The sequence below is a fragment of the Plantibacter sp. CFBP 13570 genome (assembly GCF_014841395.1).
GTDB classification, from domain to species: Bacteria; Actinomycetota; Actinomycetes; order Actinomycetales; family Microbacteriaceae; genus Plantibacter; species Plantibacter auratus.
Genome location: NZ_JACYTW010000004.1, coordinates 1 through 24,947, shown reverse-complemented (window position 1 = coordinate 24,947; position 24,947 = coordinate 1). Strand labels below are relative to the sequence as shown.

At 70.7% G+C, this 24,947-nt stretch carries 27 protein-coding genes and 1 other RNA gene; 18 read left to right on the top strand and 10 right to left on the bottom strand.

Annotated features, from left to right (window positions below; translation table 11 throughout):
* From IFT89_RS02455 to IFT89_RS02445, 3 genes are read left to right on the top strand one after another with little or no spacing between them, the layout of a single operon-like run.
* The gene (locus IFT89_RS02455) at positions 1 to 2,253 is read left to right on the top strand and encodes a glycoside hydrolase family 127 protein (protein WP_202938114.1); all 2,253 of its coding nucleotides are present in this window, start codon (positions 1 to 3) and stop codon (positions 2,251 to 2,253) included.
* A 49-nt stretch (positions 2,254 to 2,302) separates the two neighbouring features.
* Positions 2,303 to 3,313 (top strand): LacI family DNA-binding transcriptional regulator, encoded by a 1,011-nt coding sequence (locus IFT89_RS02450; protein ID WP_194644563.1) that lies wholly within the window; start codon positions 2,303 to 2,305, stop codon positions 3,311 to 3,313.
* Between the two features lie 24 nt (positions 3,314 to 3,337).
* Positions 3,338 to 4,036, top strand: a complete 699-nt coding sequence (locus IFT89_RS02445; protein ID WP_202938113.1) for a cyclodeaminase/cyclohydrolase family protein — start codon at positions 3,338 to 3,340, stop codon at positions 4,034 to 4,036.
* Positions 4,037 to 4,043: 7 nt separating this feature from the next.
* Here IFT89_RS02445 and IFT89_RS02440 read toward each other — a convergent pair whose 3' ends face one another.
* Positions 4,044 to 5,048, bottom strand: a complete 1,005-nt coding sequence (locus tag IFT89_RS02440; RefSeq protein ID WP_307783391.1) for a diacylglycerol/lipid kinase family protein — start codon at positions 5,046 to 5,048, stop codon at positions 4,044 to 4,046.
* 79 nt (positions 5,049 to 5,127) lie between these two features.
* On the opposite strand from IFT89_RS02440, the gene arfB reads away from it, so the two are divergent.
* Both arfB and IFT89_RS02430 read left to right on the top strand, forming a co-directional pair.
* Positions 5,128 to 5,550 carry an alternative ribosome rescue aminoacyl-tRNA hydrolase ArfB gene (gene arfB / locus IFT89_RS02435; RefSeq protein ID WP_202938111.1) on the top strand — a complete coding sequence of 141 codons (423 nt, stop codon included), beginning with the start codon at positions 5,128 to 5,130 and terminating at the stop codon, positions 5,548 to 5,550.
* Positions 5,551 to 5,661: 111 nt separating this feature from the next.
* Positions 5,662 to 6,648, top strand: coding sequence for an NAD-dependent epimerase/dehydratase family protein (locus IFT89_RS02430; RefSeq protein ID WP_202938110.1), 987 nt, complete (start codon positions 5,662 to 5,664; stop codon positions 6,646 to 6,648).
* Between the two features lie 12 nt (positions 6,649 to 6,660).
* Here the strand turns inward: IFT89_RS02430 and IFT89_RS02425 are convergent, their stop codons facing one another.
* On the bottom strand, positions 6,661 to 7,992 hold the full coding sequence (locus IFT89_RS02425; RefSeq protein ID WP_202938109.1) for an LLM class flavin-dependent oxidoreductase: 1,332 nt from the start codon (positions 7,990 to 7,992) through the stop codon (positions 6,661 to 6,663).
* Positions 7,989 to 9,344 (bottom strand): O-acetylhomoserine aminocarboxypropyltransferase/cysteine synthase family protein, encoded by a 1,356-nt coding sequence (locus tag IFT89_RS02420; RefSeq protein ID WP_202938108.1) that lies wholly within the window; start codon positions 9,342 to 9,344, stop codon positions 7,989 to 7,991. The genes IFT89_RS02425 and IFT89_RS02420 overlap by 4 nt, the downstream gene beginning before the upstream one ends.
* 211 nt (positions 9,345 to 9,555) lie before the next feature.
* Between IFT89_RS02420 and IFT89_RS02415 the strand changes: the two genes are divergently transcribed.
* The 4 genes from IFT89_RS02415 to IFT89_RS02400 all read left to right on the top strand — a co-directional run bounded on the left by IFT89_RS02415 (position 9,556) and on the right by IFT89_RS02400 (position 12,659).
* The gene (locus IFT89_RS02415; RefSeq protein ID WP_307783390.1) at positions 9,556 to 10,215 is read left to right on the top strand and encodes a ThuA domain-containing protein; all 660 of its coding nucleotides are present in this window, start codon (positions 9,556 to 9,558) and stop codon (positions 10,213 to 10,215) included.
* Positions 10,216 to 10,392: 177 nt separating this feature from the next.
* A complete protein-coding gene (locus IFT89_RS02410; protein WP_079705855.1) occupies positions 10,393 to 10,743 on the top strand; it encodes a hypothetical protein in 351 nt (116 codons plus the stop codon).
* 50 nt (positions 10,744 to 10,793) lie between these two features.
* Complete coding sequence (locus IFT89_RS02405) at positions 10,794 to 11,837, top strand: LLM class flavin-dependent oxidoreductase (RefSeq protein WP_202938107.1); 1,044 nt, start codon at positions 10,794 to 10,796, stop codon at positions 11,835 to 11,837.
* A gap of 45 nt (positions 11,838 to 11,882) precedes the next feature.
* Complete coding sequence (locus IFT89_RS02400; protein WP_137241732.1) at positions 11,883 to 12,659, top strand: SGNH/GDSL hydrolase family protein; 777 nt, start codon at positions 11,883 to 11,885, stop codon at positions 12,657 to 12,659.
* 24 nt (positions 12,660 to 12,683) lie between these two features.
* Here the strand turns inward: IFT89_RS02400 and IFT89_RS02395 are convergent, their stop codons facing one another.
* Together IFT89_RS02395 and IFT89_RS02390 are read right to left on the bottom strand one after the other, a co-directional pair.
* Entirely contained in the window at positions 12,684 to 14,255 is a 1,572-nt protein-coding gene (locus IFT89_RS02395; RefSeq protein ID WP_202938106.1) for a molybdopterin-dependent oxidoreductase, read from the bottom strand.
* A gap of 90 nt (positions 14,256 to 14,345) precedes the next feature.
* Entirely contained in the window at positions 14,346 to 14,990 is a 645-nt protein-coding gene (locus tag IFT89_RS02390; RefSeq protein ID WP_202938105.1) for an FMN-dependent NADH-azoreductase, read from the bottom strand.
* Positions 14,991 to 15,061: 71 nt separating this feature from the next.
* Between IFT89_RS02390 and IFT89_RS02385 the strand changes: the two genes are divergently transcribed.
* From IFT89_RS02385 to IFT89_RS02375, 3 genes are all read left to right on the top strand, one after another.
* Complete coding sequence (locus IFT89_RS02385) at positions 15,062 to 16,360, top strand: kynureninase (RefSeq protein ID WP_202938104.1); 1,299 nt, start codon at positions 15,062 to 15,064, stop codon at positions 16,358 to 16,360.
* Positions 16,361 to 16,370: 10 nt separating this feature from the next.
* The gene (locus IFT89_RS02380; protein ID WP_191941068.1) at positions 16,371 to 17,297 is read left to right on the top strand and encodes an aldose 1-epimerase family protein; all 927 of its coding nucleotides are present in this window, start codon (positions 16,371 to 16,373) and stop codon (positions 17,295 to 17,297) included.
* Between the two features lie 133 nt (positions 17,298 to 17,430).
* Entirely contained in the window at positions 17,431 to 17,670 is a 240-nt protein-coding gene (locus IFT89_RS02375) for a hypothetical protein (RefSeq protein WP_124769288.1), read from the top strand.
* 14 nt (positions 17,671 to 17,684) lie between these two features.
* On the opposite strand, the gene IFT89_RS02370 is transcribed toward IFT89_RS02375, so the two are convergent.
* The 3 genes from IFT89_RS02370 to IFT89_RS02360 all read right to left on the bottom strand — a co-directional run bounded on the left by IFT89_RS02370 (position 17,685) and on the right by IFT89_RS02360 (position 19,309).
* Positions 17,685 to 17,849, bottom strand: a complete 165-nt coding sequence (locus IFT89_RS02370) for a hypothetical protein (RefSeq protein WP_159878695.1) — start codon at positions 17,847 to 17,849, stop codon at positions 17,685 to 17,687.
* Between the two features lie 80 nt (positions 17,850 to 17,929).
* Positions 17,930 to 18,349: an organic hydroperoxide resistance protein gene (locus IFT89_RS02365; RefSeq protein WP_064293757.1), complete on the bottom strand. Its 420-nt coding sequence runs from the start codon at positions 18,347 to 18,349 to the stop codon at positions 17,930 to 17,932.
* A gap of 63 nt (positions 18,350 to 18,412) precedes the next feature.
* Positions 18,413 to 19,309, bottom strand: coding sequence for a LysR family transcriptional regulator ArgP (locus IFT89_RS02360; RefSeq protein ID WP_202938103.1), 897 nt, complete (start codon positions 19,307 to 19,309; stop codon positions 18,413 to 18,415).
* Positions 19,310 to 19,380: 71 nt separating this feature from the next.
* Between IFT89_RS02360 and IFT89_RS02355 the strand changes: the two genes are divergently transcribed.
* The 4 genes from IFT89_RS02355 (at position 19,381) to rnpB (ending at position 22,070) form a co-directional block, all read left to right on the top strand.
* The gene (locus tag IFT89_RS02355) at positions 19,381 to 19,998 is read left to right on the top strand and encodes a LysE/ArgO family amino acid transporter (RefSeq protein WP_191941069.1); all 618 of its coding nucleotides are present in this window, start codon (positions 19,381 to 19,383) and stop codon (positions 19,996 to 19,998) included.
* Between the two features lie 36 nt (positions 19,999 to 20,034).
* Positions 20,035 to 20,850 carry a Nif3-like dinuclear metal center hexameric protein gene (locus IFT89_RS02350; protein ID WP_191941306.1) on the top strand — a complete coding sequence of 272 codons (816 nt, stop codon included), beginning with the start codon at positions 20,035 to 20,037 and terminating at the stop codon, positions 20,848 to 20,850.
* A 44-nt stretch (positions 20,851 to 20,894) separates the two neighbouring features.
* Positions 20,895 to 21,632 carry a zinc ribbon domain-containing protein gene (locus tag IFT89_RS02345; protein ID WP_202938102.1) on the top strand — a complete coding sequence of 246 codons (738 nt, stop codon included), beginning with the start codon at positions 20,895 to 20,897 and terminating at the stop codon, positions 21,630 to 21,632.
* A 71-nt stretch (positions 21,633 to 21,703) separates the two neighbouring features.
* Positions 21,704 to 22,070, top strand: an RNA gene (gene rnpB / locus IFT89_RS02340) — RNase P RNA component class A.
* A gap of 57 nt (positions 22,071 to 22,127) precedes the next feature.
* Here rnpB and ppgK read toward each other — a convergent pair.
* Both ppgK and map read right to left on the bottom strand, forming a co-directional pair.
* Positions 22,128 to 22,904 carry a polyphosphate--glucose phosphotransferase gene (ppgK, locus tag IFT89_RS02335; protein WP_085510829.1) on the bottom strand — a complete coding sequence of 259 codons (777 nt, stop codon included), beginning with the start codon at positions 22,902 to 22,904 and terminating at the stop codon, positions 22,128 to 22,130.
* Between the two features lie 9 nt (positions 22,905 to 22,913).
* Positions 22,914 to 23,816, bottom strand: coding sequence for a type I methionyl aminopeptidase (gene map / locus IFT89_RS02330; RefSeq protein ID WP_137241724.1), 903 nt, complete (start codon positions 23,814 to 23,816; stop codon positions 22,914 to 22,916).
* Positions 23,817 to 23,850: 34 nt separating this feature from the next.
* Here map and IFT89_RS02325 point away from each other — a divergent pair, with 34 nt between their 5' ends.
* Together IFT89_RS02325 and IFT89_RS02320 are read left to right on the top strand one after the other, a co-directional pair.
* Positions 23,851 to 24,036: a hypothetical protein gene (locus IFT89_RS02325; protein WP_064293764.1), complete on the top strand. Its 186-nt coding sequence runs from the start codon at positions 23,851 to 23,853 to the stop codon at positions 24,034 to 24,036.
* Between the two features lie 104 nt (positions 24,037 to 24,140).
* Positions 24,141 to 24,947, top strand: an 807-nt coding sequence (locus tag IFT89_RS02320; protein ID WP_202938101.1) for a hypothetical protein, incomplete at its 3' end; no start/stop codon positions are given.

Genomic DNA, 24,947 nt, shown 5'->3' with positions numbered 1-24,947 from the left:
ATGCCGTTCGTCCCGATCTCCCAGGTCACCCTCACGGGTGGGCCCCTGTTCCGGGCGCAGGAGGCCGACCGCGCCTACCTGCGAGCCCTCGAACCCGACCGCCTGCTCGCCCCGTTCCTCCGTGAGGCGGGTCTCGAGCCCCGGGCTCCCTCCTACGACGACTGGGAGGTGCGCGGGCTCGACGGCCACACCGCAGGTCACTACCTCTCGGCCTGCTCCCTCATGGTCGCCTCCACGGGAGACCACGTCCTGCGCTCCCGACTGGAGTACACGGTCGCCGAACTGGCCCGCGCACAGGACCACCTGGGGACCGGATACGTCGGTGGAGTCCCTCGGAGTGCCGAGCTCTGGGCCGAGGTCGCAGCGGGGATCACCGAATCGACGTTCCGCGCCGGCCGCTGGGTGCCCTGGTACAACCTGCACAAGCTGTACGCCGGTCTCATCGACGCGGCCCGATTGACCGGGAACCAGGTGGCACGCGACGTCGTCCTGCGCCTCGCCGCGTGGTGGGAGGAGCTCTCTGCCGGGATCGACGACGAGCATTTCCAGCTCATGCTCGAGACCGAGATCGGCGGGATGAACGAGGCGTACGTCGACCTCTTCGATCTCACGGGCGATCCCCGCCATCTCGCGATGGCAGCCCGCTTCACGTCGACCGCCCTCAGCGAACCGCTGTCGCGTCGTTCTGACGAATTGACCGGCCTGCACGCCAACACCCGCATCCCGCAGTTCGTCGGGTTCGCCGCCCTCGCCGCTCGGAGTGCTGATCCGGCGCTCGCCCGCGCGGCCCGGTTCGCCTGGGAGACGATCCTGACGCGGCGCACGGTCGCGATCGGCGGCAACAGTGTCCGGGAGCACTTCCATGCCATCGACGACTTCACCCCGATGACCGAGGACCGGGAGGGCCCGGAGACCTGCAACAGCTACAACCTCATCAAGCTGGGCCGACGGCTCAGCGCCGACGAATCCGACCCGGCGATCGCCGACGCGCTCGAACGGATCCTCTTCAACCACCTCCTGTCATCGCAGCACCCCGAGCACGGCGGCCTCGTCTACTTCACCTCGATGCGACCCGACCACTACCGCGTCTACTCCTCGCCGGAGCACAGCTTCTGGTGCTGCGTCGGGACCGGTCTGGAGAGCCATGCGAAACACGGTGAGTCGCTGTACCGGTTCGACGACGACGCGGTGTCGGTCGAGCTCTTCGCGCCCTCCGTCGTGCGGATCCCGGAACTCGGTCTCGAGCTGGAGCAACGGACGGCCTTCCCGTCCGACGGCGTGGTCGGACTCACCCTCCGGCTCACCGGCCCGCGGCGGTTCCGGCTCCGCGTCCGGGTCCCCGGGTGGAGTGATCCGACACCCGAGGTGTTCCTCAACGGCGCTCCGGTGACCGCCGGACTCGAACGCGCCCATCTCGTCCTGGAGCGTGAGTGGAGCGACGGCGACACCGTGTCGTTCGAGCTCCCAATGGGCGGTCGTGCGGAACCGTACCCGGACGGCTCGGACTGGACGTCGCTCCTCTGGGGTCCGTCCGTCCTGGCAGCCCGTGGCGAGTCGCTGCCGACCGACGTGGTGCTGGCCGGCCGCGCCCATGCCCCGCACACGGCGGTCGGCCCGCTCACCCCGCTCGCCTCGGCACCGATCGTCCCGCGGTCGGCTGTGCCCTACCGGGACGCCGACGGGCGACTCCGGATCGACTCCGACCGAGGACCGATCCCGTTGGAACCGTTCGCAGGTCTGCACGACGCGCGGTACACCGTCACGTTCCCCGTGGCGTCGACGGCGGACGAGGACGCCGTCGCTCGGCGCCGCACCGCCTTGGTCGAGCGGGACCGACGCGCCGCGAGCATCGACGGGCGGACGGTCGACCGGGTCGCTCTGGGCGAGCAGCAGCCCGAGGCGGATCACGGGTTCGAGGGGGTGGCCAGCGCCAGCGGCGCGGTGGGTGGTGTCCGCTGGCGGAGCACGGCCGATCGTCTGTCCGTGACGCTCGTCGACCCGCATCTCCTCGGCCGGGTCGTCAGAGTGACCTGGCTGCACGACCAGGCGGGCCGCGGTTTCACCCTGGAGATCGACGGCACCCCGGTCGCTCCGCAGGAGGGCGGGCGAGACGACGACCTGGAGTGGGCGGAGTACCCGCTGACGCCCACCAGCGCCGGGTGGGGTGTCCGGCGGTTCGCGCTCGTCGCGCAGCCGGATCACGAGACCCCGCGATGCACCGAGCTCCGCGTGCTGATCGCCGAAGGCGCATGACCACCGGTGCCGATGCGCACGGCACCTCGGGATGCGGGACCATGGAGCCATGACGACGACGCCGGAGCGGGACGATCTCAGCGTGACGCTTGCGGACGTCGCCGCGAGGTCGGGGTGCTCGGTCTCGCTCGTCTCCCGGGTGCTCGCCGGGAAGCGCCATGCATCCCCGGACACCCGGGACCGCATCCTCGCCGCAGCGAACGACCTCGGCTACGACCGCGCCGCACAACGTCGCGGCCGACCTCGCTCGGTCCCGCGCCTGCTCGACCTGGCGATGAGTCAGTGGGACGACCCCTGGGCGAACACGGTCGTGACGAGTGTGCGGCGAGCGGCCGCTGCGGCGAACTACGACCTGGTGCTCACGCCGGAGAGCGAGTCGATGGTCGACGACTGGCCCAGTCGGGCACGTGCGCGGGGATCGGCCGGTGTCGTCGTGTGCCTCATCCGTCCCAACGTCTCGCAGCTCGACATCCTCGCCTCGGCCAACATCCCCGTCGCGCTCCTCGATCCGCGTGCGGAGCCAGCGCGGAGTCTGCCGAGCGTCGGGTCCACCGACTGGCAGGGCGGCTTCGACGCTGGTCGGCATCTCGCCCGGCGGGGGACACGTCGGTTCCTCATCATCACCGGCCGGCCGAAGTACCGGTTCGGCCGTGCGAGGGAGGCCGGTTTCCGAGCGGCGGTCGAACGGCACGCCGACGGGGCGACGGTCGAGGAGATCTCGTCGCCGTGGTCCTCGGAGAGCGCCTTCGTCTCCGTGCGCAAGCTCCTCAGGCAGGGCGGGCTCCCGATCGGCGTCTTCAGCTGCAACGACGAGATGGCCTACGGCGTCTACCGCGCCGCTGAGGAGCTGCAGCTCCGCATCCCCGACGACATCCGGGTCGTCGGCTTCGACGACCTCCCGCAGTCCAGGTTGATGCCGCCGCCGATGACGACCGTGCGACAGCCGATGCGCGCGATGGCCGCGCGTGCGGTCCAGCTCGTCCTCGAGGCGGAGCCCGGGACGGACCCGGGGGACCGGGCGGAGTTCCCGACCGAACTCATCGTCCGCGCCTCGAGCTGACGCGGACGCGGGAGAATGGTCGCCATGACGGGATCAGCGGACACCGACGAGGTGTCGACGGAGCACTCGAGCGTGTCGACGTGGATGCAGGCGCTCGGCACGGCGACCGGGAACCCCGGCGGCGGGGCCGCATCCGGACTCATGCTGGCGATCGCCGCCGGCCTCACCGCGATGGTCGCCGGCTACACCCGAGCCACGCACGCCACCGATGACGCGAGCGGGCGGGACTCGGCCAAGGCGACGATCGCCGCACTCCGCGCTCGCGCTGAGGCACGCTCCGAGCTGGCGCTGCGTTTGGCCGACGAGGACGCCCACGCCTCGCGAGCGTTCGGCAGTGCCTTCCGTCTACCGGCCGGCGTCGGACGCGACGAGGCGATCCGTGCTGCGTCCATCGAGGCGGCCGCGGCCTCGGCACGCCTAGGCGAGCATGCCGTCGACGCGATCGACGATCTCGCGTGGCTGACCGAGCACGGCAACCCGGCGCTGATCGCCGACGTGGCGGTGGCGATCGGCGCACTCCGCGCCGCGATCACGGGAGCGCGGACCAACGTCAGCTTCGATCTCGGTTCGGTCCGCAGCGCACACGGGTCCCTCGAGGAGATCCGCGCCGACGAGCCGCGCCTGTGGGAACTCGTCCCCGTGTTCGACCGCGCCCTCGAGCGGATCGACCGGCTCGCGGCGTCGATCGACCCCGAGGCCGCTCCCTCCGACGCGGCGTCGTAGCCGGTGGTCAGCGCCCGCCGGGGCGCGCCGGGCCGCTCGGAACCCGGACGATCAGGGCATGGTGCAGGTTCGTCAGCGAGACCGAGATCACCGAACCGTGCGAGTCGCCGTCCAGTTGGATCTCCTGCGGCTCCTCGAGTCTGAGGTGCATCGTCCGCGCCTGTGCGTAGCTGATCGCGCGTGCCTTCGGCGAGAATCGTCCGACCAGCCGGCCGAACCGCGTGCGGTGCAGCATCCGGTTGAACGTCAGGCGGTAGCCGATGTTCCCCCAACCCGGACCCTTGCCAGGGCGCAGCATGACGGCATCGAGCAGGCCGTCGTCCACGACGGCCTCGGGGAGCAGCAGGACCCCACCGGTGAGCGTGCCGGAGTTCCCGACGATGATCGTGTGCGCTCGGGCAGCCGCCTCCGGACGGTCGTCGAGTCGATAGTGCAGGTCGAACTGCCGGTTGCCGATGATGCTCCGCGCGATCGGGTCGGAGTAGGCGAGCCAGCCGATCCGTCGCTTCAGCCGCTCATTGGTGTGGCCGGCCATGTGCGCGTCGAGGCCGATGCCGGCCATGACGAGGAAGACCTCGTCCCGGTTCGTGCCGTCGCTGCGCCCGAGACTGACCTGGCCGACGTCGACCACCTGGTCACGCCCTGAACAGGCGATGTCGACCGACCGCTTGAGGTCGCCCAACGGCAGGCCGAGCGCTCGGGCGAAGAGGTTCCCCGTTCCGGCCGGGACCAGCCCGAGGGGAATGCCGGTGGACGCGATGGCCTCGGCGGCGACCCGCAGTGTCCCATCGCCTCCCGCGACCAGGATGACCGAGGGCGCCGAAGCGATCGCGGCCGCGGACGCACCCCGGCCGTCGTCGGCGGCGCTCGTCTCGTGCCAGGTGGAGGGTGCCAGTCCGTGCGTCGATTCAGCGGCTGCGACGGCCGAGCGGAGGACCTTGATGTCGACCTTGGAGGGATTGACGACGACGGCTGCGCGTCGACGTCCGCGTTCGGCTGGTGCATCGTTCACAGCGTCAAGGATAGGAGGCACCGGCTCGGAACCAGCGGTGGACGCGAGCCGTGCCGCGGGTTCGTGAGACGCTTGCCCCATGGACCTCGAGGTTTCGCCCGGACTGACGATCCCAGCAGCCGAGCTGCAGTGGCGTTTCTCCCGGTCGTCCGGCCCGGGCGGACAGCACGTCAACACCTCCGACAGCCGTGTCCAATTGACGTGGAGTGTGGCCGAGTCGACCGTCCTCACCGACGAGCAACGATACCGACTGCTCGAGCGGCTCGGCGCCCGGCTGGTCGGCGGTGCCATCACCGTGACCGTCTCCCGCGAGCGATCGCAGCTCCGGAACCGCGAACTCGCACTCGAAGCGCTCGCGACACGCATCAGGTCGGCCCTCGCGCCGCCGGCGCCGACGCGCCGACCCACGCGTCCGACCCGCGGATCGGCGCGACGCCACCTCGCAGCGAAACAGCAGCGGAGCGCCACCAAACAGCAACGGCGACGTCCCTCCGACGACTAGCGGGTCACACCGTCGCCTCCCGCAAGGGCGTGCGTCGGACGGTCCGGTCCATTAGCGTTCCCGGGGAGCGCACCCGTCGACGCCGTCGTCGTGCGCGAACGGAGGAACACCATGCGCATCGTCGTCATCGGCGGGACCGGCCACATCGGCACCTTCCTCGTCCCGCGACTCGTCCGGGCCGGCCACGAGGTCGTGAGTGTGAGCCGCGGCGATCGTTCGCCGTACACGGATGCGCCCGAGTGGGACCGGGTCGAGCGGATCCGAGCCGATCGGGAAGCCGAGGACCGGGACGGTGTCTTCGCGCGACGCATCGCGGACCTCGGCCCGGACGTCGTCATCGATCTGGTCTGCTTCACGGTCGCCTCGGCGACGGCGCTCGTCGAGGGACTGCGCGGCAACACGGGTCAGCTGCTCCACTGCGGATCGATCTGGCGCTACGGTCCCAGCGCGTCCGTCCCCATCGTCGAGGGCTCCGGGACGGCGCCGTTCGGCGACTACGGCGTCCAGAAGGACCAGATCGCCCGGCTGCTCCAGCAGGAGACCGCCGACGGAGGACTGGTGACGACCTCCCTGCATCCCGGACACATCGTCGGACCGGGGTGGGCGCCCATCAACCCGCTGGGCAACCTCGACCTCGGGGTCTGGCGGACCCTCGCACTCGGTTCACCGCTGCGCATCCCCGGGCTCGGTGCCGAGCTGCTGCACCACGTGCACGCCGACGACGTCGCGCAGGGGTTCGAGCTCGCCGTCGCGAACCGGGACCGTGTCGCCGGCGAGGACCTCAACGTGACCTCGGCCGCCGCGGTGACCGTCCGCGGCTACGCCGACGTCGTCGCCGGCTGGTTCGGACGTTCGGCCGAGCTCGAGTCGGTGACCTGGGAGCACTTCCGAGCCGAGACACCGACGGAGCACGCCGACACCACCTGGGAGCACCTGGTGCGGAGCCACTGCGCGTCGATCGACAAGGCACGGTCGCTGCTCGGATACGAACCCGCCTACACCTCGACGGAGGCGGTCCTCGAGTCCGTCCGTTCGCTCGTCGCCCGCGGGGAGTTGGACCTGCCAGAACCACGAGCAGCCCTGAACACGAGCCGCTGACGAAGCGATCCTTCAGGGGGCCTGCAACGAGCTCCGGAGTCCGTGCGGTGCGTCGACCTTCGGACGCTGAAGGATCCCGCGGCGTCGGAGGATCGGCACGAGTTCGTCGAGCATGCGGTGCACCGTCACCGGATGGAGGTCGCCCGAGAAGATGAACCCGTCGTTGTCCGCCTCGCTGCCGGCGCGTTCGATGTGGTCGGCCACCTCAGCCGCCGTGCCGACGACACCGCTGCCGTCGGTGATCCGCCCGAGGCGTGCCTTGGGCACGAGCATCTCCCGGAGCGTCGCCGCTGCGAAGGACTCGTACGGTCCACGCAACGCGTCGAGGCTGCCGCGCGACACGTGGTCGCCGAAGACGGCCGGGTCCACCGGTCGGTCGAGGTCGAGCGCGGTGAGGTCCGTCTCGAGGTCGCTCGACCACGCGAGTGCGACGGAGCGCAGCGTCTCATCGTCCGGCTGTTCCGAGGCGGCGACGAGACGGTCGGCCTCGGCACTGCTCGACACGATGACGGGCTTGAACACGAACAGGATCGCGGGAGGGGTGTCCCGACCGACGGCAGCCGACGCGTCGAGGACCCGTCTCCGGTACGCACGGAGGCTCGCGATGTCGAGCGGTGCGAGGGCGAGCTGGACGTCCGACTGTCGTCCGGTGAAGGCGAGCCCTCGCGGCGAGGACCCCGGTGACACGATGACGGGCTCCCCACCGGAGTCCTCGTCGAAGGGGAGGGCGTTGAGCGGCCCGTCGAAGTCGTAGTGTGCGCCGCGATGCTCGACGCGGTCGAGGTGGCGGCCGTCGGCGAAGCGTCCGGAGGCGGTGTCGCCCACGTACGCGCCGGGTCGCCAGCTCCGCCAGAGCGCGCGCACGCCGTCGAGCCACTCCTCCGCCCGCTCGTAGGCGATGTCGTGCGGCACGACCGGCTCGCCGAAGTGCCGACTGCTGCCGACGTCGGTGACCACGTTCACCCCGAACCGTCCGCGACTGAGGTGCTGCAGGGTCGCGAACTGCCGTGCCGCCTGGTACGGCGGCAGTTGCAACGGGTTCACGGTCGGGACGATGCCGATGCGCTCCGTCACCGCGAAGAGGAACGGGGCGAGGCTCAGCGGGTCGTGCTTCGGCCCGCCGTAGGCGCCGCGGATGCGGAGGTCGAGCGTCTCGGGGTTCCCCAGTGACAGGGCGTCCTCGATGATCAAGAGGTCCAGGCCCGCCTGCTCGAGTTCGCGGACGGCCTGCTGGTAGAGGGCGGGCTCCTGCCAGCGGTAGTCCCAGTCGAGGTACGGGTGCCCCCAACCGTGCGGACCGAACCCACGTGACAGGAACCAGCCGAAGCGTTGCCGGGCGCTCATGCGGCGACCGCCACATCCGCCGTGACGCTCGCGTCCGTGCTCGTCGACGGTTCCCGGACCGGGAGCGCGTCGAACGCCGAGGCGAGGTCTGCGATGAGGTCCGCGATGTCCTCGATGCCGACGGAGATCCGCACGAGTCCTTGACCGATGCCGCTCGCCGCGAGCTGCTCGGCCGAACGCTGGGCGTGCGTGGTCGAGGCCGGGTGGAGGATCAGCGACCGGACGTCGCCGAGATTCGTCATCCGTGTGAACAGGCCGACGTGGTCGATGACCGTCCGTGCTGCGTCCCGTCCGCCGTGCAGGGTGAACGAGAACACGGATCCCTGTCCATCGGGCAGATACCGGTCCGCCAGGCCGCGGAACGGACTGTCGCTGAGTCCCGAGTAGTCGACCGAGGCCACTTCGGTCCGGCCCGCCAGCCAGGTCGCGAGGGCGAGGGCGTTCTCGCTCTGCCGTTGGACGCGGAGTGACAGCGTCTCGATGCCCTGTGCGATGAGGAACGCGTTGAACGGCGACGGCGTCGGGCCGAGACGCAGCGCGACCGATGCCCGTGCGTAGGCGGCGAGAGCGGCACGCCCGTCCGCCTCGACGTGGCTGCGCCCGCCGAGCGCGGCGAGCGGCGAGGTGAGGTGTCGGTAGCGGTCTGCGCGAGCGGCCCAGTCGAACGTGCCGCCGTCGACGACGACCCCGCCCAGCACGGTGCCGTGGCCCGCCAGGAACTTGCTGGCCGAGTGGACGACGATGTCGGCGCCGTGCTCGATGGGACGCAGGAGGTAGGGCGTGGCGAAGGTGTTGTCGACGACGAGCGGGACCCCGTGCGCATGGGCCACGTCGGCGACGAGACGGAGATCCGTGAGGTCGTTGCGGGGGTTCGGGATGGACTCGACGAAGATCGCGCGCGTCTCGGGTCGGATGGCACGCGCCCAGGCGTCGGCGTCGAGCGGATCGGCGACCTCGTTCGTGGTGATCCCCAGCCGACCGAAGTTCTCCGTGAAGAGGCTGCGCGAGCCCTCGTACAGACTCGGCGCGGTGAGCAGATGGTCGCCGGCCTCGAGCAGGGAGAGCAGGGCGACGCCGACGGCCGCCTGTCCGGAGCCGAGGAGCAGCGCGTCCACACCACCCTCCAACGCGGCGAGACGGCGCTCGACGGCGTCGATCGTCGGATTGCCGACCCGGCTGTAGCTGTATCCACCAGGGTCCGGTCCGAACCGCCGCTCCGCCTCGTCGAAGTCCGTGAACACGAACCCGGCACTCGCGTAGATCGGCAGAGCCCGGGGTTGGAGCGGCGCATCGGGTGCGCCACCGGCGTGCAGCTGTCGGGTGCTGAAGCCCCCTCGGTCCCGCTCGTGCATCGCCTCGTCCTCTCCGTCAGCTCGGCCGTCGTCGACGCCCCGGCGTCGGTGACAGGCACTCTACGGTCGGCACCGGGGCGGGCGCAGGTGACGACGACATGCGCGGACACAATCGGCCGGCGACGCAGCCGTCGGGGGAGGCCCCGTACCCTGGAGAGGCGTCGGCCGCGGACACGGTGACCGGCGCCGACGGATCGGACGAGGGGGAACCGTGAAAGCACTCATCGCATCGGGGAGTGGTCGGTATGCGGATCCGTGGCACCCGTACGCGCGCACGAGCCCGCTCATCGCGGAGGTCCTGGAGACGGCCGGCTTCGCGGTCGAGATCGACGAGGACGTCGATCGTGCGATGACGCGACTCGAGGGCGTGGAGCTCCTGGTGGTCAACGCCGGCGACCCGTGGCGGTCCGAGGATCAGGGCCGAGCGCCTGCCGCCGCGATCGACGCCTTCGCGGAGGCGCTTGGTCGAGGGATCGGCGTGCTCGCGATGCACGCGGCGCTCGCCTCACTCCGCGACTACCCGGACTGGGCGCCGACGATCGGGGCGCTCTGGCTACCCGGTGTGTCCTGGCATCCGCCGATGGGCCCGACCGTCGTCCGCGGCCTGGCGTCTCCCGACGGCGGACCGCTCGCCGACATCCCGGTGGACGACGAACAGTACCTGCGGCTGCAACCCGTCGGTCGGAGCACCACCGTCGCCGAGCACGACGTCGACGGCGAGCGGTTCCCTGCGGTGTGGGTCCGCGAGGTGGGGCCCTCGCGCGTCGCCGTCGACGCACTCGGACACGACGAGCGTTCCTACGCCTCGGCGGAGCACCGTGCCCTGCTCGCAACGCTGGCACGGTGGGCGGCCCGGGCACCGTCCGCGTGATCCGTCACGGATCCTCGACCGGCCTCGTCTGTGTCGCGACCCCCGTCGGCGCAAGCCCCCGTCGAACGGGAGTCGGGCGTCCTGAGCGGGTCTATGCTCCTGTTCGGGGCTGCGAGCGACCATGATCGCCGGCCGCGGCCCGCGTCAGGAATCGGAACCTCGAGAAAGCCGCACCACGTGTCACAGGACCTCATGTCACCTGAGAACAACGTCCAGCGCATCATGCGCACCGGAACCGTCTGGTTCGGCGTCGCGGTCGGGAGCACCGCGATCGTCCTCGGACTCCTCCTCAGCTCTGGCTGGCGGCCGGCCGTCCTCGCCGAGGGACTCCGCGTGGTGTGGTGGTGCTGCTCGGTCATCGTGGGTCTGAGCATCGGCCTGCTGGGCTGGTCCGGGTGTCCGATCCTCGAGGTGGACGTCCCGACCGCGTCACGCAACAAGTCGCTGACCATGCAGCTCGGAACGATGCTGTTCATCCTCGGAAGCCTCGGCGCCATGTTCACCGTGCTGGCCGGGTCGCCGAGCTGACACCCGCGGCGCGGGCACGTCCGGCTCCGGCGGCGTCGTAGAGTCGATGCATGGCCCGATCCTCATCACCGCTCCGCAGACTCGGCTTCCTCACGATGGGCCTGTTCGACCCCGAGGAGCCGGCGGCGGGGCACGAGGCGACCCTGCAGCTCATCGAGCTCGGTGAACGACTGGGGTTCGACAGTGCCTGGCTGCGGCACCGGCACCTGCAGTTCGGCATCTCCTCACCGGTCGCCGTCCTCGCCGCCGCGACGCAGCGCACGAAGCGCATCGCACTCGGCACCGCGGTCACACCGCTCGGCGCGGAGAACCCCTTCCGGCTCGCGGAGGATCTGGGCACGGTCGACGTCCTCTCGGGAGGCAGACTGCTTCCCGGCTTCAGCACCGGGGAGCCGATGCGGTTCGACGCGTTCAAGCACGCGATCTATCCGTCGACGCTCGACCAGGAGGACCTCGGCTACGACCGCGTCCTCCGCCTCCGCTCCTTCATCCGCGGTGACGTCGTCAGTGACAGCGCCGGTCGTGAGGGCCAGGAGGACTACTCCTCGCGGGTCGAGCCGCATGCCGACGGTCTGGCGGAGCGGCTCTGGTACGGAGCCGGCAGCCTGCGGTCGGCCGGTTGGGCCGGCGAGCACTCCTTCAACCTGCTCACGAGCAGCGTCATCGCCGCCGAGGACGGCACGACGGACTTCGCCGCGAACCAGGCCGCCCAGGTGCGTCGGTTCCGAGAACTCCACCCGGCGGGTGAGCGGGCCCGCGTGTCACAGGGGCTCGTGGTCATCCCGACGGACTCCGCGACCGCGTCCCAACGCGCCCGGTACCACGAGTACGTCGACTCGAGACGGCACCGCGTCGGCGTCGCCCATGGGCCGCGGCGGATGCTCTTCGCGGAGGACCTCGTCGGCAGCAGTGCGGAGATCGCGGAGCGGCTGCACGAGCACGCCGGATTCCAGGAGGTCGACGAGGTCGCCTTCGCCCTCCCGTTCACGCTCGAACCGGACGACTACACGCAACTGCTCACCGACATCGCCGGCGCGCTCGGGCCAGCCCTCGGCTGGCGACCGGCCGCGGACGGGGAGTCCCGTCCGGCCTGAGCGGACCGGTCGGAGACGGCTTCCGGTCGCGCGTACAGTGCAGGTATGACGCAGCACGGGTTCAGACGGTACGTGGCCATCGGCGACAGCTTCAGTGAGGGCTACGGGGATCTCCGGGAGGACGGCACCCTCCGCGGATGGGCCGACTTCGTGGCCCTCGGCCTCGCCCGGGCGTCCACGGAGACCGTCAGCTACGCGAACCTCGCCATCCGCGGGCGGAAGCTCCTGCCGATCCTCGACGAACAACTCGACCGTGCGATCGCGATGGGTCCGGACCTCGTCAGCTTCAACGGCGGCGGCAACGACATCATGCGCCCGCGGGTGTCGATCGACGGCGTCGCCGACCGCTTGGACGGTGCGGTCGAACGCCTGCGCGCCGGTGGAGCCCACGTGCTGCTGTTGAGCGGGGCGAACCCTTCCGCTCACATCCCGATGGGTTCGCTCCTCGCCCGCCGCGGCGAGCAGCTGGCCCAGGCCGTGCGGGTGCGGTATCCGCGTGACGGGGTGACCTTCGTCGACAACTGGGCTGATCGGACGCTCGCCGACCTCCGGTACTGGTCGGTGGACCGCCTGCATCTCAACGCCCTCGGCCATGCCCGGGTGGCGAGCAACGTGCTGACGGCGCTCGACGTGCCGGTCCCGGAGGAGTGGGGGATCGACGACGTCGCTGCGGCGCCGCCCGGTCCGCGTCAACGTCGCACCGCGGCCTACTACCGCGAGCACGTGCTGCCCTGGATCGGGCGCCGCCTGACCGGACGTTCCTCCGGCGACGGCCGCGAACCGAAGATCGCCCAGCTGCAGCCGGTCGACACCCGCGGCTGACCGGCACCGGTCAGCCGCGTATCGTCAGCCGACGCGGACGAGCGTGCGCTGCCAACCGGAGGATCCGTTGGGAGCGATCGGCGCCTGCTCCTCGATCTGGAGGTTCCCGGCCTTGTCGGTCGCACGGACGGCGACGTAGTGCGTACCGGCGGTCGCCTCCCAGTCCATCCACCACTGCACCCAGGTGTCGTCGTTGATGGCGGTCGTGAGGTTGACGCTCTGCCAGTCGCCGTTGTCGATGCTGACCTCGACCTTGGCGATACCGACCGTCTGCGCCCAGGCGACACCAGCGATCTTCGCCGGTCCGGCCGGCAGCTGCTTGTCGATCCGGGGCGTGTCGATCCGCGAGGAGAGTTTGATCGGCGCCTTCGCGTCGTAGCCGCGCGGGGTCCAGTAGGCCTCGTCCTTGTCGAAGGTCGTGACCGTCAGCTTCGTCAGCCACTTGGTCGCCGACACGTAGCCGTAGAGGCCCGGGACGACCATGCGCACGGGGAAGCCGTGCTCGAGCGGCAGGGGCTCGCCGTTCATCGCCACGGCGAGGATCGCGTCCAGGTTCGGGTCGGTGAGCGACTCGAGCGGCGTGCTCGCCGTGAAGCCGTCCACGCTCGTGGACAGGACCATGTCGGCCTTCGAGTCCGGCATCGCGCGCTTGAGGACGTCACGCACGGGGATACCGAGCCACTTCGCGTTGCCCAGGAGGTTGCCGCCCACCTCGTTCGAGACGCAGGTCATGGTGATGACGTATTCGTCGAGCCCCATGGCGAGGAGCTCCTCGAAGGTGATCTGCACCTGCTCGCCTACCATGCCGTCGATCGTGAGCGTCCAGGTGGCCGGGTCGACCGTCGGCACGGTCAGCGCGGTGTCGACGCGGTAGAACTTGTCGTTCGGTGTGAAGAGCGGGCTGAGGCCGTCGACGTCCGCCTCGGCTCCGTCGGGGATCGTGACGGTCGACTTCGGCGCCGGGAGCTTGAGGGCGTCGCGGACGGCCGTGATCGACGAGGTGGTGACGTTCACGAGGCGTGCGCCCACGCCGACGACGACGGCACCGGCCGCCGCGATGCCGGCCACGCGGAAGAAGCCTCGGCGGTCGAACGCCGCGCGCTCGTCGTCCGAACCGTTCGCGGCTCGCTTCGGCAGGCGACGACTCAGGAGGATGAGGATCACGACGCCGGCCGCGAGACCGAGGATCACGGGGACGACGGCGAGCGGAGTGGCACCGGCGCGGGTGACGGTCGTCGCACCGGCGAAGACGCCGGCCGCGATGAGGACCACGACACCGAGCGGTGGACGGATCTGCTGCAGGACCCCGGCGATCGCCGCGGCGATCACGACGGCGACCCCGAGACTCACCAACAGGAAGATCTTGTCGTTGCCGCCGAAGGTCTCGATCGCGAACTCCTTCGCCCACCGCGGGACGATGTCGATGACGAACGATCCGACCGTGAGGAGAGGACTGCTGCCTCGGGCGAACAACAGCGCCGCCAGCTCGGCGATCGCGAGGAACACCGCTGCTGCGACGATGCCGGACAGTGCTGCCGCGAACCAGACGAGACGTCGTCCGCTCCGCGTGGTGCCGGTCTGGTGCTTCGATGGCATGTGCTTCTCCCTGATCGTGGCTCGACAGGAGTTCGGAGCACTGCCCGGATCAGACGGGTCGGATCCGTCGTCCGCCCGTCGTCTCGGCGTTCAGGCCGTCGAGACGGCCAGCCGCAGTCCCGTCTCGGACGCCAGCTGGAGGGCCTCGGCGAGCTCCTGCTCGCTCCGTTCGAGCTGCGCTGCGAGCGCCGGATCACGGTCGGCGAGGGTCAGACTCGTCGTGATGACGTGGACGTCCATGCCGAGCGCTCCGCCGAACAGCGTCCGCAGCGCCGGCACCTCGTGATCCCAGCCCTCGGTGGGGCTGCCCGCGTCGTAGGCGATCCCGCGGCTGGTGGCGATGACGACCGGCCGGCCGGTGAGCGCTCCCGTGTCCGCGGACGTGACACCAGGCACGTGGATGTGGTCGATCCACGCCTTGAGCGACGACGGGATCGAGAAGTTGTAGAGCGGCGCGCCGATCACGACGACGTCGGCGCCGAGCAGCTCGTCGAGCAGGACGCGCTGGAGGGTCTCGGCCTCGGCGGGCGGGTTCGCGCCGGGGAGGCGGTCGGCCGGCGCCCAGTGGAGACTCGCGTCGGCGAGGTGGGGGACCGGATCCCGGTGCAGGTCGCGACGGACGACGATGCCGGTGGGGTCGGCGGTCGACCAGGCGTCCACGACGGCCTGCGAGAGCCGGCGGGACCGGGAGGTGTCGAGATCGGCGGAGGAGTCGAGGTGCAGGAGGGTGGGCATGCGGCAACGCTAGCAAGCCGCGTCCCGTCCGCTTCCTTGCGGCACGCACTGGTGGCGGTTACCGTCGCAGGATGGTCGACGCCCCAGCCCCCACCACGTCCGCCCGCCCGGACGCACGCGTCCTCGACGAGACCGACCCGCTCGCGGAACACCGCGCGGCGTTCGTCCCGGCCGAGGGCGTCGTCGCGTACCTCGACGGGAACTCCCTCGGGCGGCCGTTGCGGGCCACGGCGAAGCGGCTGCAGTCGTTCATCGCCGAGGAGTGGGGGACGAGGCTCATCCGGTCGTGGGACGACCGCTGGTTCGAGCTGCCGCTGACGCTCGGCGACCGCCTGGGATCGGTCGTGCTCGGTGCAGCAGCAGGTCAGACGGTCGTCGCCGATTCGACGACTGTGCTGCTGTACAAGCTGATCCGCGCGGCGGTCGACGCGACGTCGTCCGCCAGAGGAGCCGCTGGGCGCGACGAGCTCGTGATCGATGCGGGGAACTTCCCGACGGACCGCTTCGTGATCGAGGGGATCGCCGCTGAACGGGGTCTGCGCGTCCGATGGATCGACGCCGACCCGGTCAACGGTGTCGCCGCGCACCAGCTGCGCGAGGTGGTCCACGAGCGGACCGCACTCGTCGTGCTCAGCCAGGTCGACTACCGGTCCGGAGCGCTGCTCGACGTCGAGGAGCTGACCGCGATCGCGCATCAGGCGGGAGCACTCGTCCTCTGGGACCTGTGCCACTCCGCCGGTGCGGTCCCGATCGAGCTCGACGAGTGGAGCGTGGACCTCGCGGTGGGCTGCTCCTACAAGTACCTCGGCGGCGGACCCGGTGCTCCGGCCTTCGCCTACGTCGCGGCGCGCCATCAGGGCCGGCTCCTCCAGCCCATCCAGGGGTGGATGGGCGCCGCCGACGTCTTCGCCATGGCCGACGCCTATCAGCCGGCCGTCGGGATGCGCCGGTTCCTCAGCGGGACGCCGCCGATCGTGGGCATGCTGCCGCTCGAGGACTCGCTGACGCTCATCGAGTCCGCCGGGGTCGCCGCCATCCGGGCGAAGTCCGTCGCGCTCACCACGTTCGCGATCTCCTGGGCCGACGAGCACCTCGCAGGCTCCGGCGTGAGGGTGATGACCCCTCGTGACGCGGCGCGTCGCGGTGGTCATGTGACGCTCGGTCACCCGTCGTTCCGCGAGATCACCCCGCTGCTCTGGAATGCGGGTGTGATCCCCGACTTCCGGCACCCGGACGGTCTCCGCATCGGGGTCGCGCCCCTGAGCTCCGGCTTCGCCGAGCTCGAACTCGGGCTGATCCGGATCGCCGAGGCCGTCCACCGGTGGACGGCGTCACACGGCTCCACCCCGCCTGGCGGACGTCCGTCGTAGGCTTGGCGGCATGCCCGCTGCCTCTGGAACCCAGTACCGTCTCCACCACGCCGGTCCGCAGGGCGAGGTCCGAGCGACGGTCACCGAACTCGCCGCCGGACTGCGCGAACTGACGGTCGGCGGACGCACCCTCGTGCAGTCCTTCGGTGAGTACGTCGTCGCCCCGATGGGGTGCGGGATGGTGCTCGTGCCGTGGCCCAACCGCGTCCGGGATGCCCGGTGGACGCTCGACGGTGAACCGCAGCAGCTCGACGTCACCGAGGCGGCGACCGGGAACGCCTCCCATGGTCTCCTGCGCAACACGGGGTACCGGGCGGAGGATCACACCGATCACGCGGTGACCCTGCTCGCCTCGGTGTTCCCGCAGCACGGCTACCCGTTCCGCCTCGACACCTCGGTCGCCTACACGTTGGACGACGACGGCCTCCGGGTGACCCACACCATCGTGAACCGGTCGAGTCGCCCCGCGCCGGTCGCCGTCGGCGCTCACCCCTACCTGGCGCTCGGCGACGTGCCGACCGCCGACCTCACCGTGACGCTGGCGGCCGACACCTGGTTCGAGACGGACGAGCAGCGCATCCCGGTCGTCTCCCGTCCCGTCGACGGGACCCCGTACGATCTGCGCTCGGGCGCTCGAGTGGGCGATCTCTCGATCGACGTCGGCCTGGGTTCGGTCCGGCAGGTCGACGGTGCCGTCCGACACCGGCTCACTGCACCGGACGGCGACACCGTCGAGCTCTGGGCGGACGACGACTTCCGGTTCGTCCAGGTCTACACGCCGAAGAACTTCCCGGGGGCAGACGGACCGACGCAGGCCATCGCCATCGAGCCCATGACGGCTCCCGCCGATGCGCTGAACAGCGGGACCGGACTCCGGTGGTTGGAGCCCGACGAGCGGTGGTCGCTGTCCTGGGGGATCCGACTCACGCAGGTGTGACCGGCACGCCGTTCGGCGGACGGTCGACCGTCCCGCGGGCGGAGGAGGATCAGCTCACAGGATGACGCCGCGGGGACGATGATCGCCCCGGCGTCCGATGTGCCGCCCCCGGGTGTCGACGGACACTGGTGGCATGACCACGCACCTGGACACCAGCCCGAATCTCTTCACCCTGTCCACGCCCCGGGTCGCGCAGACCGAGCGGCTTCAAGTGGCGCGGTCGACGGCTCGACCGCGCGGACGATTCGGCGCCTTCGTGGGCGTCCTCCTGGGGAACATCGTCCTCTGGAGCACGCTCTTCATCACGATCGGCATCGTGCTCGCACTGCAACTCGGCATCGTCGGCGTCATCGCCGCGTCGATGTTGCGCTGAGCTCGATCCGCGCGTCAGGTCCCTGAGCCGGCGAGACCCATACCGGATTCGTCTGCTGCGTCCTCGGCGGGCGCGTCGTCATCCAGCGACTCGTCCTCGACCACGGCGTCCGGGAGCCCGGGCAGCATGGCTGCGGCGCCCTCGTCACGGATGCCTTCGACCGCCCCGAAATCAGACATGATGCTTCCTCTCGATCGTCGTGCCCGCCAGCGTAACCGGCGGACACGACGATCGACAGCCCTTGCGGGCGGGAGCTTCGTCAGTCGACGATCGACACCGTCACGTCGATGTTGCCGCGTGTGGCGTTCGAGTACGGGCACACCTGGTGCGCCTGGTCGGCCAGCTGCTGGGCTTCATCGTGCGTCACGTTCGGCACGTAGACGTCGAGCTCGACGGCCAGGCCGAAGCCGCCCTCACCGTTCGATCCGATGCCGACGCTGGCCGACACCTCGGCGTCCTTCGTGTCGAGCTTCGCGGTGCGCCCGACTGCGTGGAGGGCGCTGAGGAAGCACGCGGCGAAGCCGGCGGCGAACAACTGCTCGGGGTTGGTGCCCTCGCCGCTGCCGCCGAGTTCCTTCGGGGGACGGGTGTCGAAGTCGAGGAGGTCGTCCTCACTGCGGACGTGTCCGTCTCGTCCGCCTCCGGTGGCATGGGCAACTGCTGTGTACGCGATATCCATTGCTCCATCCTTGCACCGTCGTGGGTGCCCGGTGCACCTTCTCCGGGACCTCTCGGCAGTCGTTCAGTGCAGCGAGGATCGGGCCGCGTCGACCACTGCCGTCGTGACGAGCTCGAGCAGTCGGGAGTGGAGTCGCCACTGCTGCCAGAACAACGGGACGTCGACGCCGCCGGTCTCGTCGAGCACGACGAGTTCGCCCCTGCGCAGCGGCGCGTCGGACTGCGCGTCCGGGAGCATGCCCCAGCCGAGACCGAGGCCGACGGCGGTCGCGAAGTCCGCCGAGGCCGGAACATGGTGTCGCGGCGGGGTGGCGGGGTCGACGCCACGTCGTCGGAGGTAGGCGTCCTGGAGATCGTCCTTCCGGTCGAACACGACGACGGGCGCTGCCGTGAGCGCCTGAGCGGTCGCACCGTTCTCGAACCAGCGCGTCGCGAACGCGGGTGACGCCATCGGTCGGTAACGCATCCGACCGAGGAGCCGCACCGTGCACCCCTGGACGGGCTCGGCGTTCGAGGTGACCGCGGCCATGACGCTGCCCGCACGGAGGAGCTCCGTCGAATGGTCCTGGTCCTCGCGAGCGAGGTCGAAGACGACCGACTCCCGGGCGGCGACGTCCGCCAGCACCGGCAGCAGCCAGGTGGCGAGGGAGTCCGCGTTCACGACGATCGGGATCACCGCCGGGGTGGCGGGGGCGAGCGCGTCGTCGGCGTGCAACTCGAGCGCCGCGTCGTGACCGAGCAGGTGCACCGCGCGGCCGAGGCGGAGCACGATCTCACCTGACGCCGTGATGGTGATCGGTTTGGTCCGGAGCAGGAGGACCCGTCCGACGCTCTGCTCGAGGGTCTTGATGCGTTGGCTGATGGCCGACGGCGTGACCATCAGCTCCCGGGCGGCCGACTCGAAGGTGCCGTGGTCGACCGCAGCGACGAAGGCCCGCAGTTGCTCGAAATGGAAATCCATCCTAAGAGGATCTTATGATTCATCAGAATATTGAACTGGATTCATCATGCTGCGCCTCCTACGGTCGGAGGATGACCTCCGCACTGCAGGCCGCGATCGCGGGCCTCGGCCTCGGCCTCTCACTCATCGTGGCCATCGGCGCCCAGAACGCCTTCGTCCTCCGGCAGGGCATCCGGCGCGAGCACGTCCTGCCGGTCGTCCTCGTGTGCGCACTCTCCGACGCGGTGCTCATCATCGCCGGTGTCAGCGGCATCGGATTCGTCGTGGAGCGGTTCCCCGTGGTCCTCGTCGTCCTCCGTTGGGCCGGCGCGGCCTTCCTGCTCGGCTACGGTCTGCTGGCCGCACGCCGTGCGCTCGCCCCGTCCGGTCTCGCCGCCGACCGCGGTGGCAACGGCCTCTCACTCAGGGCGGCGGTGCTCACCGTGGTCGGCCTCACCTGGCTGAACCCCCACGTGTACCTCGACACCGTCCTCCTCCTCGGCTCGATCGCGAACACGCACGGGGAGGTGGGGCGCTGGTGGTTCGCCGTCGGCGCGGTCCTCGGGAGCATCCTGTGGTTCACCGCGCTGGGGTACGGCGCTCGGTTGCTCCGCGGCGTCTTCGCGAAGCCGGTGGCCTGGCGCATCCTCGACGTCGCGATCGCGGTCGTCATGATCGCCCTCGCGATCATGCTCGTCCTGCGCCCCTGAGCGTGCTCGAGGGTGCCTGGTTAGGATTGCCGGGTGATGAGAACCCTGCGTGAGGTCAACACGGTCGTCGAGCGCCTCTGGCCACTGTCCGGAGCCGAGGACTGGGACGCCCCGGGGCTCCTCGTCGGCGACCCGGACCAGCCGGTCGGGCATGTGCTCCTGGCGATCGACGCGGTCGGCGTGACCGTCGACGAGGTGCTCGAGCGCCCCGACGGCCTGCTGCTGGTCCACCACCCGCTGCTGATGCGCGGTGTCACGACCGTGGCGGGTGACCGGTACAAGGGGTCGCTCATCACGCGCCTGATCCGTGGCGGCGCCGGACTCATCGCCGCACACACCAACGCCGACGTCGTCGTCGACGGGACCTCGGACGTCCTCGCGCAACGTCTCGGCCTCCACGACCCGGCTCCGATCGTCCCGGCCGCCGACGGCCTGACCGGGTTGGGTCGGGTCGGCGACCTCCCGGAGGAGACGACGCTCGGCGCGATCGCACGTGCCCTCGCCGAGATCCTGCCGGCGACCGCCACCGGGGTCCGTGCCTCCGGGGAGTATGACCAGGCCGTCCGGAGGATCGCGCTCTGCGGGGGAGCGGGTGACTCGCTCCTGTCCCACCCCGCGGTCCGCGCGGCCGACGTGTACATCACGGCCGACCTCCGCCATCACCCGGCGTCCGAGGCCCGGGAGCAGGCACTCCTCGGTGGCGGGCCGGCCCTCGTCGACGTCTCCCACTGGGCGAGCGAGTGGCTGTGGCTGGAGGGGGCCGCCGACGCGCTCCGACGAGAGCTCCCGGGACTCGACGTCCGGGTCAGCGAGCTGCGTACCGACCCGTGGGACTTCGTCGTCACCCAGTAGTCGGCGCGGCCGGTAGGGTGATGAGTCGAGAGTTTGGAACAGACGTGAAAGCCAGCCCAGCAGACCAGAAGACGTTGCTCACCCTGCAGAGCATCGACACCGGCGTGCAGCGCACCGCCCACCGCGCGGCGAACCTCCCCGAGGCCGCGCGCATCGCGCAGCTCCAGGCCGAGATCGAGACCGTCCGCCTCCGTCGGCTGGAGCGGGTCGGCGTCCGCGACGACGCACAGACCGAGCTCGGGCGCATCGAGTCCGACGTCGCCGTCGTCGCGGCCCGGATGAAGCGCGACGCCGACCGCCTCCAGTCGTCGACCTCCGTCAAGGACGTCGAAGCGCTGCAGAGCGAGATCGCCTCGTTGCAGAACCGCCAGAACAACCTCGAGGAGATCCAGCTCGACGTCATGGAGCGGGTGGAGGCCGCGGAGGACGCCGTCGCCCAGGTCGACGCCGAGCGCGCCGGACTCCAGGAACTCCTCGACGAGGTCGTCGCCAAGCGCGACGCCGAACTCGTCGAACTCGAGGCCGAACGGACACGACTCACCGCCGACCGCGAGTCTCTCGCACCCGGCATCCCCGCCGACCTCCTGGCCCTCTACGACCAGCGCCGCGCCCGCGGCGGTATCGGTGCAGCACTGTTCCGCGCCGGCACCTGCGGCGCATGCAAGATGTCGCTCACCGGCAACGACCTCCAGGCCGTCCGCGCCGCACCGTCCGAAGTGGTCGTGCAGTGCCCGGAGTGCGCCGCGATCGTCGTCCGAACGGACGAGTCCGGCCTCATCTGAGCCGGACGCTGGCTGCACGACACCGGCGGTCCACGGCCGTTGTCGCGGGCCGGTAGACTCGTCTCCGTGAACGGGCCGGCTAGACGGTCGCGTCACCGAGACCTCCGGGTGTCGGTGCCGAGGAACGTCCGGGCTCCACAGAGCAGGGCGGTGGGTAACACCCACCCGGGGTGACCCGCGAGACAGTGCCACAGAGAACAGACCGCCGTGGGCGACCACGGTCAGGGTGAAACGGTGGGGTAAGAGCCCACCAGCGACCGGGGTGACCCGGTCGGCTCGGTAAACCTCGTCCGGAGCAAGGTCAACAGGGAACGCTGAGGCTGCTCGCCAAGTTCCCGGGTAGACCGCTAGAGGGCGGCGGCAACGTCGTCCCGAGAGAGATGGCCGTCCAAACGCGAGAGCGTGGGACAGAACCCGGCGTACCGGTCGACCCGTTCACACCCCACTCCCACGCCAAGCGCTGCGACGGAACCGCCGCAGCGCGTGGCGCAGTGCTCAGGCGATGCGTTCGGCGGGGCCGGCGGCGAGCGCGGCTGCGCCGAGGATGCCCGCGTTGTTCCGGTGCACGGCGGGGATGATCGGGGTGTCGAGCTTCAGGAGCGGCAGGAAGTGGTCCGCGTGCTTGGACACGCCGCCGCCCACCACGAACTGATCGGGCGAGAAGAGGAACTCGAGGCGCTCGTAGTACTTCTGGAGGCGCTTGGCCCACTTCTCCCAGCTCAGGTCCTCGCGCTCCTTGACCGCGTAGGACGCCCGCGTCTCGGCGTCTTTGCCGTCGATCTCCAGGTGCCCGAGTTCGGCGTTCGGGATCAACGTGCGGTTGTAGATGAGCGCCGTGCCGATGCCGGTGCCGAGGGTCGTCAGGATCGTGAGACCGCTTGCGCCCTTGGCTGCCCCGAACTCGGTCTCGGCGTACCCGGCCGCGTCGGCGTCGTTCACGAAGGTGATCTCCCGCCCGAGGCCCTGCTCGAACAGCTGCTCGGCTTCGAGGCCGATCCAGGCGTCGGAGACGTTCGCCGCGGACATCGTCCGGCCGTTGCGGACGATCGCGGGGAAGCAGACGCCGAGCGGGAGTCCGTCGGAGGCCGGGGACAGCTGCTCGAGCACCTCCCGCACCGTCACGACGATGTCCTTCGGCTCGCCACCCTTCGGCGTGGGGATCTTCACCCGATCGGTGAGGAGGGCACCCGTCGTGAGATCGACGACCGCACCTTTGATGCCGGTCCCTCCGATATCGATGCCGACGGCGGACCGGGGAGCTGCGTTCGTCATGCGTCCAGCCTAGAGCGCCGCGGGCGCTGCGGCGGTGTCGATCGTGCTCGGAAGGGTCAAGACCTCGGCCCCGCGTTCGGTGACGACGAGCGTGTGCTCGAACTGCGCGGTCAACGACCGGTCGCGGGTCGTGACCGTCCAGTCGTCGTCCCACTGCTCCCAGTCCTGGGATCCGATCGTGAGCATCGGCTCGATCGTGAACACCATGCCCGGCTCCATCACCGTGTCGTACAGCGGCGCGGCGTCGTAGTGGGGGACGATCAGCCCCGAGTGGAAGGACCGGCCGACACCGTGGCCCGTGAAGTCGCGGACGACGCCGTACCCGAACCGCTTCGCGTAGGACTCGATCGCACGACCGATGACGTTGATCTGCCGGCCGGGGGCGACGGCCTTGATACCGCGGTTGAGGGCTTCCCGGGTGCGCTCGACGAGGAGACGGGTGTCGTCGGCGACGTCGCCGACGAGGAAGGTCACGTTGCTGTCGCCGTGCACGCCGTCGAGGTAGGCGGTGATGTCGATGTTCACGAGGTCGCCCTCGCGCAAGGCGGTGTCGTCGGGGATGCCGTGGCAGACGACCTCGTTGACCGAACTGCAGATCGACTTGGGGTAGCCGCGGTACCCGAGCGTCGACGGATAGGCGCCCGCACCGATGACGAACGCGTGTCCGATGGCGTCCAGCTCGTCGGTGGTCACCCCGGGACGGACCGCCGCGCCGACGGCTTGGATCGCATCGGCGGCGATGGTCCCGGCGACCCGGATGCGTTCGATCTCCTCAGCCGAATACAGATCGCCCCGGGTGTCGGTGGCCGGTGCGGCGCGGCCGACGTACTCGGGGCGGACGATCGTCTCCGGCACCGATCGGGGGCGGCCGACGCGACCGGGGATCAGGTGACCTGCGGTGTCGAAAGGCATAGGATCAAGCCTAACCGAGCAGGGGAGACGCGCCGTGGCGAAGGAACCATCCGAGCAGTACTGGTACAACACGAAGACCGGTCAGGTCGAGTTCGGCTTCGAGTCGAGTGTCGTCGACCGCGTCGGCCCCTTCGAGACGGCTGCGGAGGCCTCGCACGCACTCGAGCGACTGCGCGCCAACAGCGCGAAGTGGGACGCCGACGAGGCTGCCGAGGACTGAGCCACCCGGGTCGCAACACGAGCGGATTGCGGGCAAGCCCTCTTCCGCAGGCGTGGTGTGATCCGCCAGGATGGGCCGAGCGATGAAGCTCGAGCGGGGGGAACATGCACAGGATCGACCGTCCGCGGAGGCGACCGATCGCCGTCGGACGAGGTGCCGTCGCGGCCCTCACCCTCGGACTCCTCCTCATGCCGGCGTCGCCCGCCGGTGCAGCGCCGATGGTCACCGCCGAGGTCAGTACCGCCGAGTGCGTCACCGCGGTCCCCGGTGGTTCCCGCTGCGGCGTGTTGACGGTGCCCCTGTCTCGCGCGGTGCCGGACTCGGCGGAGGCGACCCTGCCGTACGTGCTCGTACCGGCCGCCCTCGAGACCGGGCGACCGCCGCTCGTCTACCTCGCCGGCGGGTCGGCGCTCTCGACGCTCGACATCCAGCAGCTCGCGGTCGAGGGCGGGCTGGCCTCCGACCGCGACGTGGTGTTCGTCGAACGCCGGGGCGGTCGCGACGCCACGCCGTCGCTCGACTGTGCGCCGGCGACCGCGGTTATCCGCGCCTCGCTCGGCGCTGATGGGGACCGTGCAACCCGCGTCGCCGCGGTCGGCGCGGCCTTCGCCTCCTGCACCGCGGCCTGGCAGGAGGACGGCGTCGTGCCGAGCGACTTCGGCGTCGCGCCTGCGGCGGCCGACCTCCGTGACCTCCGGCAGCAGCTCGGTTACGACCGGTGGACCATCCTGGCCGTGGGCTCGTCGGCCGGCGTGGCCCTCGCGGCGTCCGACGTCGATCCGGGTGGTGTCGACGGTGTCGTCCTCGACGGCCCCGACCTGGGTGCACCCGGGATCGTCTCCGCGGGCGGTGTGGCGGCCGCCCTGGCCGTCGTCCGTGCGCGCGGCGAGGAGCCGCAGGGTCCCGTTCCG